The 11,341-nt window shown below is 72.7% G+C and carries 8 protein-coding genes and 1 tRNA gene; 5 read left to right on the top strand and 4 right to left on the bottom strand.

The features are described 5' to 3' along the window. Window positions 1-3: 3 nt before the first annotated feature. The gene (locus tag MAA44156_RS00535; protein ID WP_023880418.1) at window positions 4-1,260 is read right to left on the bottom strand and encodes a DUF7847 domain-containing protein; all 1,257 of its coding nucleotides are present in this window, start codon (window positions 1,258-1,260) and stop codon (window positions 4-6) included. On the opposite strand from MAA44156_RS00535, the gene MAA44156_RS00530 reads away from it, so the two are divergent. Then, window positions 1,259-1,723 carry a GatB/YqeY domain-containing protein gene (locus tag MAA44156_RS00530; protein WP_009974652.1) on the top strand — a complete coding sequence of 155 codons (465 nt, stop codon included), beginning with the start codon at window positions 1,259-1,261 and terminating at the stop codon, window positions 1,721-1,723. The genes MAA44156_RS00535 and MAA44156_RS00530 overlap by 2 nt on opposite strands. A gap of 9 nt (window positions 1,724-1,732) precedes the next feature. On the opposite strand, the gene MAA44156_RS00525 is transcribed toward MAA44156_RS00530, so the two are convergent. The 3 genes from MAA44156_RS00525 to MAA44156_RS00515 form a co-directional block, all read right to left on the bottom strand. Continuing rightward, complete coding sequence (locus tag MAA44156_RS00525) at window positions 1,733-3,445, bottom strand: selenocysteine-specific translation elongation factor (RefSeq protein ID WP_011723546.1); 1,713 nt, start codon at window positions 3,443-3,445, stop codon at window positions 1,733-1,735. Then, entirely contained in the window at window positions 3,433-4,734 is a 1,302-nt protein-coding gene (gene selA, locus MAA44156_RS00520; protein ID WP_033719162.1) for an L-seryl-tRNA(Sec) selenium transferase, read from the bottom strand. The genes MAA44156_RS00525 and selA overlap by 13 nt, the downstream gene beginning before the upstream one ends. An 18-nt stretch (window positions 4,735-4,752) precedes the next feature. Beyond that, window positions 4,753-4,847: transfer RNA gene (locus tag MAA44156_RS00515), tRNA-Sec, on the bottom strand. Between the two features lie 27 nt (window positions 4,848-4,874). Between MAA44156_RS00515 and selD the strand changes: the two genes are divergently transcribed. From selD to nrfD, 4 genes are all read left to right on the top strand, one after another. Next, the gene (gene selD, locus MAA44156_RS00510; RefSeq protein ID WP_009974668.1) at window positions 4,875-5,867 is read left to right on the top strand and encodes a selenide, water dikinase SelD; all 993 of its coding nucleotides are present in this window, start codon (window positions 4,875-4,877) and stop codon (window positions 5,865-5,867) included. 72 nt (window positions 5,868-5,939) lie between these two features. Continuing rightward, window positions 5,940-9,254: a formate dehydrogenase gene (gene fdh, locus MAA44156_RS00505; protein WP_196758347.1), complete on the top strand. Its 3,315-nt coding sequence runs from the start codon at window positions 5,940-5,942 to the stop codon at window positions 9,252-9,254. Continuing rightward, entirely contained in the window at window positions 9,236-10,228 is a 993-nt protein-coding gene (locus MAA44156_RS00500; protein WP_009974672.1) for a 4Fe-4S dicluster domain-containing protein, read from the top strand. The genes fdh and MAA44156_RS00500 overlap by 19 nt, the downstream gene beginning before the upstream one ends. Next, complete coding sequence (nrfD, locus tag MAA44156_RS00495) at window positions 10,225-11,310, top strand: NrfD/PsrC family molybdoenzyme membrane anchor subunit (protein ID WP_029248356.1); 1,086 nt, start codon at window positions 10,225-10,227, stop codon at window positions 11,308-11,310. The genes MAA44156_RS00500 and nrfD overlap by 4 nt, the downstream gene beginning before the upstream one ends. Window positions 11,311-11,341: the final 31 nt, after the last annotated feature.

Here is an 11,341-nt window from a genome sequence, read left to right as displayed (position 1 = left end):
CCGTTACCGGGGCCGCGTCAGCCAGAGGTTGTCGGTGGACGCGGCCGCATAGCTTCCCTGGGCGGCGCCGCTCTGCAGCAGGTCGAACGCCTCGGCGCGCATCCGGCGGTCGGTGTAGAGCAGCACGATCACCCCGGCGTTGAACGGTGCGGTGATGATCTCGCCGATCGCCGCCCCGACCGACAGGATCGCCGTGCTGATCAGGAAGGCCGTGCCGGACGAGCTGATCTGGAAGACCTGGCCGACGATGCTGAACGGCACCGCGACGGCGTTGGCGACCACCGCCGTCACCAGGAAGGCGAGCGCCCGGATGCCCAGCACCCGCCAGAAGCCGCGCCGCACCAGCCGGAACGAGCGGGTGATCGCGTCGAGGACGGGCAGCCGCTCCAGCACGATGAGCACCGGGGCGAACAGCACCACGGTGTAGAGGTACACCAGCACCGCGATGACGGTGAGCACCAGCGGAATGCCCAGCACCACGGCGGCCGCGGCGTTGCCGATCGTGGCCAGGATCGCGATGACCACCACCACCAGTCCGGCGATGGCGGCCACCCCGACGGCCTCCAGCAGCGCCAGGCCGAGCAGGGCGGGCAGCCGGCCCCGGATCTTGGTCCAGGTTTCCCCGATGGTGATCGACGACCCGAACACCGCCCGCCCGACGATGACGGTCAGCATGCCGGACAGCAGCATGCCGCCCAGCCAGCCGACCAGGACGCCGGCGCCCACCGACACCGACCAGGCGCCCAGCACGCCCGCGGTCAACTCGTCGGATCGGTCGCCGGTGAATCTGCCGTAGGCGGCCAGCGGGCCCAGCACGGCGGCCTTGGTGATGATCTGCATGGCGATGACGACGATCGCGGTCAGCCCCAGCGTCGCCTTCGGATTGGCCCGGATGTAGCCGACGGCCCCGTTGAAGATGTCGCCGAGGGTCAACGGCCGCAGCGGGATGATGCCGGGTTTGAGCACCCCGTAGCCCGGCGGCGGGCCGAACGCCGGTGCGGGGGGATAGCCGGGCGGCGGATACGTCGGGGGCGGCCCGTAGTGGGCGCCGTACTGGCCGGGGAAGTGGGCGCCGTATTGGGTGCCGTAGTGGGATTGTGGGCCGTATGCCGGTGGCGGACCAACCGGATAACCGGGCGGCGGCGCGCTCACCGAGCCCCGCGGCTCGTGCACCGGTGGTTCGTCATGGGCTCCATCCTGTCGGCGGCCGGACCATTTCACAATGTTGACCCGGGCTCCGGCGCGTAGCGTCGCACACATGGCGGAACTCAAATCCCGGCTGCGGGCCGACCTGACCGCGGCGATGAAAGCCCAGGACAAGCTGCGCACGGCCACCCTGCGCATGCTGCTGGCGGCGATCCAGACCGAGGAAGTCTCCGGTAAGCAGGCCAAGGAGCTCACCGACGAGGAAACCATCAAGGTGCTGGCCAAGGAATCCCGTAAACGCGCCGAATCGGCCGAGATCTACACCCAGAACGGGCGCGGGGACCTGGCCGCCAACGAGCACGCCGAGGCGCGGATCATCGACGAGTATCTGCCCACCCCGCTCACCGAGGCGGAGGTGGCCGACGTCGTCGACACCGCGATCGCCCAGGTCGCCGAGGAGATCGGCGAGCGGCCGTCCATGAAGCAGATGGGCATGGTGATGAAGGCCGCCACCGCGATCGCGGCCGGCAAGGCCGACGGCGCCCGGTTGTCGGCCGCCGTCAAGGAGCGGCTCTAGTCCGCGGCCTCAATCCGCGATCAGCACCCGGGTGCCGTCGCTGGCGCGGCGCGTCACCCGCCGGGCGTCGAGCTGCTCCAGCAGCGGCACCGCGACCCGTCGGGTGGTGCCCAGCGCGCGGCGCGCCTCGCTGACGGTGAACGGCTGTGGCAGCCCGGCCAGCACGCCGGCGGCGCGGGCCAGCGCGTCGGGCCCCAGCACCACCCCGTCGGCGATCCGGGTCAGCCGTCCGGCCCGCACCGCCGCGGCCAGCTCGCGCGGGCCCAGGCCCAGCCCGGCGAGTTCGTCGGCCTCCGGGGCGCGAAAGGGCTCGGCGGCCAGCCACGCCTCGACCTCGCGCACCGCCTTGTCGACGCGGGCCGGCAGCCCCGCGCCGGGGGCGCGGACCAGCCCATCGGCCACCTCGAAACCGGTGCCCTGCAACAACTTCGGCACCAGCTCGGCGGCGGGCAGGCCGACCTGCCGGCGCAGCGTCTCCAGCGGCATGCCGGCCGCGATGTCGTGCTCACCCGCCCAGCGCCGCACCTGTGCGGCGGCCTCGTCGCGCCGCTCCGCCCACCACTGCGGGTCCACCACCCAGTCGCCCACCCGCTGCCCGCGCGCCGGCACACCCATGGCGCGCAGGTCGTCGGCCCGGACGATGTGCGGCGCGGGCGCCGAGCCGGTGGCCAGCTCGGCGGCGCGCAACCGGGCGGCGCCGCGCCGGCGCAACTCCGGCGGGCGCACGTCGAGCACCTCGACCCCGGCGGCGATCCGGTGCTGCCCGGGGTCGCGCAGCAGCCCGACGTCGGCCACCCGCAGCGGCAGCGGCCGGGCCAGCCGCAGCCGCGCCGCCGCCGGGCCCAGCCGGCGCACCCGCACCGGCACCGCCGCCGACCCGACGTGCAGCACGAGTTGGCTGTGCAGCGTGTCCTCGGCCGTGCCCGGGCCGCGCAGGGCGACGTCGATCTCCGCGGTGTCGCGCCACGCGCCCGGGGTGCGAACGGTGTCGCCGCGGCCGATGTCGCGCCGGTCGACACCGCGCAGGTTCAGCGCCACCCGGGCCACCGCGCCGACCCGAATCTCGTTGCGGCCCAAGGACTGTAGCCCGCGCACCGTGACGCGTCGCCCGGCGTGTTCGAGTTCGTCGCCCACCCGCACGGTGCCGGCCGCCAGCGTGCCGGTGACCACGGTGCCCGCGCCGCGCACGGTGAAGCTGCGGTCCACCCACAGCCGGACGTCGGCGTGCGGATCGGGCGGCGGCAGCCGGTCGGTCAGCGCGACCAGTTCGGCGCGCACCCGCTCGAGGTCGGTGCCGATCGCGACGGGAGCCCCGGCCAGCGAGGTGGCGGCGAACCGTTCCGTCGCCTGCGCGACGGCCGGGCCCGGGTCGGCGAGATCGGCCTTGCTGATCACCAGCAGCCCGTGCCGCACCCGCAGCGCGTCCAACGCCGCCAGGTGCTCCTCGGATTGCGGCATCCAGCCTTCGGTGGCCGCCACGACGAACACCACGGCGGGTACCGGCCCTACGCCGGCCAGCATGTTGGCCACGAAACGCTCGTGGCCCGGGACGTCGACGAAGGCGAGCCGACGGCCGGCGAGCTCGGTCCACACGAAGCCCAAATCGATGGTCAGGCCGCGGCGCTGCTCTTCGGCCAGCCGGTCCGGCCACATGCCGGTAAGCCGGTGCAGCAGAGTCGATTTGCCGTGATCGACGTGCCCGGCGGTGGCTAGGACGAACACGCCCGTACCGCCGCGGCCAGCAGCTCGTCGTCCTCGGGGGAGACCGTGCGCAGGTCGAGCAGGCACCGGCCGCCCTCCAACCGGCCGACGACGGGCGGCCGGCCGGCGCGCAGCGCGGCGGCGTAGCGCTCGGGCAGACTCACTGCGGCGCTGGGCAATTCGACGCCGGGCGCGCCGCCGCCGCCGACCGCCGCGACGCAATCCAGCGCCACCGCGTCGGCGTCCGCAGGCAGCGCGGCGGCCAGGGACTGCGCCCGGGCCCGCAGCCGCCCGACGTCGGCGTCCAACGCGGCGGCTACCGGCGGCGGCGGACCCGTCAGGGTCGCCTCCAGCGCCGCCAGGGTCAGTTTGTCCACCCGCAGCGCGCGGGCCGCGGGATGGCGGCGCAGCCGCTCGACGAGATCGCCGCGGCCGAACAGCAGCCCGGCCTGCGGGCCGCCGAGCAGCTTGTCCCCGCTCGCGGTGACCAGGTCGGCGCCGTCGGCCAGCGTCGAGGTGGCGTCCGGCTCGTCGGGCAGCACCGGATGCGGCGCCAGCAGGCCCGAGCCGATGTCGACCACCAGCGGGATGTCGCGGGTGCGCAACTCGGCGGCCAATGCCGCCACGCCGACCGCCGAGGTGAACCCGGTGACGTGGAAATTGGACGGGTGCACCTTGAGCACGAAGCCGGTCTGCGGCCCCAGCGCCTCGGTGTAGTCGCGCAGGCCGGTGCGGTTGGTGGTGCCGACCTCGCGCAGCCGCGCACCGGTGGACTCCAGCAGCTCCGGGATGCGGAAGCCGTCGCCGATCTCGACGAGTTCGCCTCGGCTGAGCACGATTTCACGGCCCGGCGCCAGGGTCAGGGCGACCAGCAGCAGCGCGGCCGCGTTGTTGTTGACGACGTGCACGCCGCCGGCCGCGGGTACCGCGCGGGCCAGCGCGGCCAGCGCGCCCCGGCCGCGGCGGGCCCGGCGCCCGGTGGCCAGGTCGAACTCCACGTCGGTGGCCCCGCCCGCGGCGACGACCGCGTCCAGCGCCGCCCGCGACAGCGGCGCCCGGCCCAGATTGGTGTGCACCACCACGCCGGTGGCGTTGATGACCGGCCGCAGGCTCGACGCGGTGGCGGGCAGCGCGGCGAGCGCGTGCTCGGCGACCTGCTCGGGGGAGATCTCTCCGGCCCGGGCCCGCTGCTGGGCCTGCGTGATCACCGACTTCACCAGCGCGCGGCCCAGCACCCGCTGCGCGGCGGCCAGCCGCGGGTCGGCCAGCAGCGTGTCGGTGCCCGGCACCCGCCGGCGGGGATCACTCATGGCAGGCCCGACGGAGTATGGCGGAGGCGGACGGGAATCGAACCCGCCAGCGGCAGCGTCTGCCGTTCCACGGTTTTGAAGACCGCGCCGGTCACCAGACCGGACACGCCTCCCTGGACCATGGGGTCAATTATGGACGGGTGACCTACCGACTGACGCAATACGCTCACGGCGGCGGCTGCGCCTGCAAGATCCCGCCCGGTGAGCTCGAGGACGTGGTGCGCGGGCTGGGCGCGGCCAGTCCGCGCGACCCGCTGGGGGAGCTGCTGGTGGGCCTCGACAGCGGTGACGACGCGGCGGTGGTGCGCATCCAGCAGGGCACCGCGCTGATCGCGACGACGGACTTCTTCACCCCGGTGGTGGACGACGCCTACGACTGGGGCCGGATCGCGGCCACCAACGCGCTGTCCGACGTGTACGCGATGGGCGGGCGCCCGGTGGTCGCGGTGAACCTGCTGGGCTGGCCGCGCGAGGTGCTGCCGTTCGAGTTGGCCGCCGAGACGCTGCGCGGCGGGCTGGACGTGTGCGGCCTGGCCGGCTGCCATTTGGCCGGCGGGCACAGCGTCGATGACCCGGAACCCAAGTACGGGCTGGCGGTGACCGGGATCGCGGACCCGAATCGATTGCTGCGCAACGACTCCGGCAAGCCGGGCCTGCCGCTGTCGCTGACCAAGCCGCTCGGCATCGGCGTGCTCAACAACCGGCACAAGGCGACCGGGGAGCGGTTCGAGGAGGCCATCGCCGTGATGACCACGCTCAACGCCGAGGCGGCCGGCGCGGCGCTGGCCGCCGGCGTCGAATGCGCCACCGACGTCACCGGTTTCGGGTTGCTCGGCCACCTGCACAAGCTGGCCCGGGCCAGCGGGGTGACGGCGGTGCTCGACGCGGCGGCGGTGCCGTACCTGGACGGCGCCCGCGAGGCGCTGGCGGCCGGCTACCTGTCCGGGGGCACCCGGCGCAACCTCGACTGGGTGGCCCCGCACGTCGACCTGTCGGGTGTCGGCGAGGACGAGGCGCTGTTGCTGGCCGACGCGCAGACATCCGGCGGGCTGCTGATCGCCGGCGAGATCCCGGGGGCGCCCGTCATCGGTGAGCTGGTGCCGCGCGGCGAGCACACCATCGTGGTGCGCTGAGCGGGCCGATAATAGATGGCGACCCGCTGCGCCCGGCTTCGCCGCGCTTGCGATCGCCATTAGGGTGAGGGGATGGCCCCGAAAAAAGCCCTGAGCAAGGTGTTTCTGGAATGGCCCGTGCTGCGCCAGGTGCGCTCGACGGACAAACTCGGCCGCGGCTCGGCGGTGACCTCCAAACACACCCGCTCGTTGGTGCCGCGCACCGCCACGGCCGACCGGGTGGTGCAGAGCGTGTGCCCGTACTGCGCCGTCGGCTGCGGCCAGCGGGTGTACGTCAAGGATGAGCGGGTCGTGGCGATCGAGGGCGACCCCGATTCGCCGATCTCGCGAGGACGCTTGTGCCCCAAGGGATCTGCGAGCGAGCAGTTGGTGAACTCGCCGGGGCGGCAGCTGCAGGTGCTCTACCGCGCGCCGCGCGCCACCGAATGGCAGCCGCTGCAGCTGGACACCGCGATCGACATGATCGCCGACCGCTTCGTGGAATCGCGCCGCAACAGCTGGCAGGACATCGACAAGAAGGGCAACCTGCTGCGCCGCACCATGGGCATCGCCGCGCTGGGCGGCGCGACCCTGGACAACGAAGAGAACTACCTCATCAAGAAGCTCTTCACCGCCGCGGGCGCCATTCAGATCGAGAACCAAGCCCGTATTTGACACAGTGCCACGGTTCCCGGTCTGGGAGCCTCCTTCGGGCGCGGCGGCGCCACCCAATCACTGCAAGACATGGCCAATGCCGACTGCATCGTCATCCAGGGCTCCAACATGGCCGAGTGTCACCCGGTCGGCTTCCAATGGGTGGAAGAGGCCCGGGCCCGCGGCGCGCGGGTGATCCACGTCGACCCGCGATTCACCCGCACCTCGGCGGTCTCCGACCGACACATCCCGATCCGGGCCGGTTCGGATGTGGTGCTGCTCGGCGCGCTGATCAACCACGTGCTCACCAACGACCTGTGGTTCTCCGAATACGTCGTCGCGTACACCAACGCCGCCACCATCATCAACGAAAACTTCCGCGACACCGAGGATCTCGGCGGCCTGTTCTCCGGGTTCGATCCCGAGACCGGGCAGTACGACACGTCGAGTTGGGCCTACGAAGAGGAGGACGACGGCCGGTCCGGAGGCGAAATCGAGTCCCCCGGCGGCGGTCACACCCACGGCGCCACCGCCACCCACAGCGCCGCCGGTGACGAGCACGGCAGCGGCGGCCCGCCGCTGGCGCACGCCAGGGTGCGCCGCGACGAGACCCTGCAGCACCCGCGGACCGTCTTCCAGATCCTCAAGCGGCACTACGCCCGCTACACGCCGGAGATGGTCAAAGACGTGTGCGGGATCAGCCGGGAGGACTTCGACTACCTGGCCCGCTCCATCGTGGAGAACTCCGGGCGCGAGCGCACCACCTGCTTCGCCTACGCCGTCGGCTGGACGCAGCACACCCTGGGCGCCCAATTCATCCGCACCGCAACGATTTTGCAGCTGCTGATGGGAAACGTCGGGCGCCCGGGCAGCGGCATCATGGCGCTGCGCGGCCACGCCACCATCCAGGGCTCCACCGACATCCCCACGCTGTTCAACCTGCTGCCCGGCTATCTGCCGATGCCCAAGGCGGGCGTGCACGACACCCTGGCCGACTACCTGGACGCGGTGGGATCCAAGAAACAGAAGGGCTTCTGGGCCAACGCCGACGCCTACACCGTCAGCCTGCTCAAGGCGTGGTGGGGCGAGGCGGCCACCGCGGACAACGACTGGGCCTACGACTACCTGCCCCGACTGACCGGCCCGCACGGCACCTACCAGACCGTGATGGGCATGCTGGCCGACGAGGTCGAGGGCTACTTCCTGCTCGGCCAGAACCCCGCGGTCGGTTCGGCGCACGGCCGGATGCAACGGCTGGGCATGTCGCATCTCAAGTGGCTGGTGGTGCGCGACTTCAACCTGATCGAATCGGCCACCTGGTGGAAGGACGGGCCCGAAATCGCCTCCGGGGAACTGAAAACCGAGGAGATCGAGACCGAGGTGTTCTTCCTGCCCGCCGCCACGCACGTGGAGAAGGCCGGATCCTTCACGCAGACACAACGATTGGTGCAGTGGCGGCACCAGGCCGTCGAGCCGCCGGGACAGTGCCAGAGCGAACTGCAGTTCTTCTACGAACTCGGCAAGCGGATCCGGCAACGGCTGGCCGGCTCGACCGACGAGCGGGACCGGCCGCTGCTGGATCTGACCTGGGACTACCCCACCGACGAGCACGGCGACCCGGACGGGGAGACGGTGCTGGCCGAGATCAACGGATACCGGGTCGGCGAGCCCGCGGACCCGTTGGCGTCCTACACCGAGCTGCGCGCCGACGGGTCGACCGCCGCCGGCTGCTGGATCTACACCGGGGTGTACGCCAACGCCGTCAACCAGGCCGCGCGCCGGGTGCCCAACGGCGGTGCATCGCCCAGCCAATCGCAGTGGGGCTGGGCGTGGCCCGCCGACCGGCGGGTGCTCTACAACCGCGCGTCGGCCGACCCGGACGGCAAACCGTGGAGCGAACGCAAGCGCTACATCTGGTGGGATCCCGACCAGCGACGCTGGGTCGGCTACGACGTGCCGGACTTCGTGGTCGACCGGGCCCCGGGCGCCCGGCCCGACCCCGAGCTGGGCGGCCCCGACGCGCTGGCCGGCGACGACCCGTTCATCATGCAGGCCGACGGCAAGGGCTGGCTGTTCGCGCCCAAGGGTGTGGTCGACGGGCCGCTGCCCACGCACTACGAGCCGCAGGAATCGCCGGTGGCCAACGCGCTGTATCCCCAGCAGCGCAACCCGGCGCGAATCACCTTCGCGCGCAAGGACAATCTCAGCGCACCCAGCGCCGGCGAGCCCGGCTCCGACGTCTACCCGTACGTGTTCACCACCTACCGGCTCACCGAGCATCACACCGCCGGCGGCATGAGCCGGTGGCTGCCCTACCTCTCGGAGCTGCAACCGGAGATGTTCTGCGAGGTCTCACCCGAGCTGGCCGCCGAACGCGGCCTGCAGCCGTACGGGTGGGCCACCATCATCTCGCCGCGCGCCGCCATCGAGGCGCGGGTGCTGGTCACCAAACGTGTTGCGCCGCTGGTCATCAACGGCCACACCGTGCACCAGATCGGGCTGCCCTACCACTGGGGTGTGGGCGGCGACGCGGTGGTCAGCGGGGACGCGGCCAACGACCTGCTCGGTGTCACACTGGATCCCAACGTGCAGATCCAGGAATCCAAGGCCGGGTCGTGCGACATCCGCCCGGGCCGCCGCCCGCGCGGCGAGGAGCTGCTCCGGCTGATCGCCGACTACCAGTCGCGCTCGGGCGTCACCACCGAGACCGGCAACGTGCGGGTGGACGATGCCGTGTGGGAAAGGGGGAGCTGATGGGCCAGCTGACCGGACCGACCGACCCGGCCGCCGACGCCGGCTGGGCGGATCGCAAGCCGCGCAAGGGTTTTTTCACCGACACCTCGATCTGCATCGGGTGCAAGGCCTGCGAGGTCGCCTGCAAGGAATGGAACCGCAACCCGCAGGACGGCGACCTCGAGCTGCTGGGCTCGTCCTACGACAACACCGGCGCGCTGGGCGCCAGCACCTGGCGGCACGTGGCCTTCGTCGAACAGGGTCGCGAACGCATCGAGCAGGCACGCGAATCCGGCAGGGCGCTCATCGATTTGGGCATGCCGACCCTCCCCGCCGCGGCCTCCGAGCCGACCGAGCCGGCGGTGCCGCACACCCCGGAGTTCCGCTGGCTGATGTCCTCGGACGTCTGCAAGCACTGCACGCACGCCGGCTGCCTGGACGTCTGCCCGACCGGCGCGCTGTTTCGCACCGAATTCGGCACGGTGGTGGTGCAGCACGACGTCTGCAACGGCTGCGGCACCTGCGTGGCGGGCTGCCCGTTCGGGGTCGTCGAGCGGCGCAACGACGGGACCTACGCGACACCGGCGCAACGGCCGGACCGCCCCAGCGAGGAGATCGTCACCGGCGTCGCGCAGAAGTGCACGCTGTGTTACGACCGGCTGCTCGAGGACGAGATCCCGGCCTGCGCCAAGACCTGCCCCACCACCTCGATCAAGTTCGGCGACCACGACGACCTGGTGGCCATGGCGCGCCGGCGGGTGGCCGCCCTGCACGCCCAGGGGCTCACCGAGGCCCGGCTGTACGGGGCCAACGAGCACGACGGCGTCGGCGGCACCGGCTCCATCTTCTTGCTGCTCGACGAACCCGAGGTCTACGGTCTGCCGCCCGACCCGCGGGTGTGCACCGCCGACCTGATGACCATGTTCAAGCGGGCCGGGCTGGCCGCGGCCGGCATGGTCGGGGCGGCCGTGCTGGCGTTTTGGAGGAGCCGGTGAGCACCTCGGAATTCGACAGTTTCCGGCCGCCTGAACCGGCGGGCGGCAAGCGCCGCAAAGGCAAGCGCGGCGGCCGGCGCGGGGCGGGCGACGGCTCCCGCGAGATGCCGATGGTGCCCGAGGCCGAGTTCAGCTCGTACTACGGGCGCCCGGTGGTCAAGCCGGCGCCGTGGGGCCACGAGGTGGGGGCGTATCTGTTCCTGGGCGGCGTCGCCGGCGGCTCCGGGCTGCTGGCGGCCGGCGCCCAGCTGACCGGCCGGGACACGCTGCGCCGCAACACCCGGCTGACCGCCCTGGCCGCGGTGCTGCTCAGCCTGGTCGCGCTGGTGAAGGACCTGGGCCGGCCCGAGCGGTTCCTGAACATGTTGCGCACCGTCAAGCTGACCTCGCCGATGAACCTGGGCTCGTGGATTCTCAGCGCGTTCAGCGCCGGGATCTCGGTGGCCGCCGCCGCCGAGGTGGACCGGATGACGGGGCAGCGGCTCCCGCTGGGCCCGCTGCGCCCGGTGCTGCGCGCCGCCGAGGGGCCGGCCGGCCTTCAGGCGGCGGTGCTGGCGCCGCCGCTGGCCGTCTACACCGCCGTGCTGCTGGCCGACACCGCCACCCCGACCTGGAACGCGGCCCACGAGGACCTGCCGTTCGTGTTCGTCAGCTCGGCGAGCCTGGCCGCATCGGGACTGGCGATGGTGACCGCGCCCGTGCACCAGGCCGGCCCGGCCCGCACGCTGGCCGTGCTCGGTGCGCTCGGCGACCTGGCGGCCAGCAAGGTCATGGAGCGCCGGATGGACCCGGTCGCCGCCGAACCCCTGCACACCGGCGGGCCCGGCCGGATGCTGCGGGCCAGCGAACGCCTGGTGATCGCCGGCGGGCTGGGCACCCTGCTGGCCGGGCGGCACCGGGCGGTCGCGGTGGTCAGCGGCCTGGCGTTGGCGACGGCCTCGGCGCTGACCCGGTTCGGGGTGTTCGAGGCCGGGCTGGAGTCCGCCCGCCACCCCCGCTACACCATCGAGCCGCAGCAGCGCCGGCTGGCCGCCCGCCGCGCGGCCGGGATCACGTCGGACTCCATCACCACCGCGGGCTGAGCACGCCCGCGTCGTTTGCCCTCGGTGCAGC

The organism is Mycobacterium avium subsp. avium, from assembly GCF_009741445.1.
In the GTDB taxonomy this organism is placed as follows: Bacteria; Actinomycetota; Actinomycetes; order Mycobacteriales; family Mycobacteriaceae; genus Mycobacterium; species Mycobacterium avium.
This window is presented reverse-complemented; position numbering and strand designations above follow the sequence as displayed.

Excerpts from the sequence above, each read along its gene's own strand:
- selA (WP_033719162.1), bottom strand. The coding sequence starts at position 4,734 with ATGAGTGATCCCCGCCGGCGGGTGCCGGGCACCGACACGCTGCTGGCC.
- MAA44156_RS00535 (WP_023880418.1), bottom strand. The coding sequence starts at position 1,260 with ATGTGTGCGACGCTACGCGCCGGAGCCCGGGTCAACATTGTGAAATGG.
- MAA44156_RS00530 (WP_009974652.1), top strand. The coding sequence starts at position 1,259 with ATGGCGGAACTCAAATCCCGGCTGCGGGCCGACCTGACCGCGGCGATG.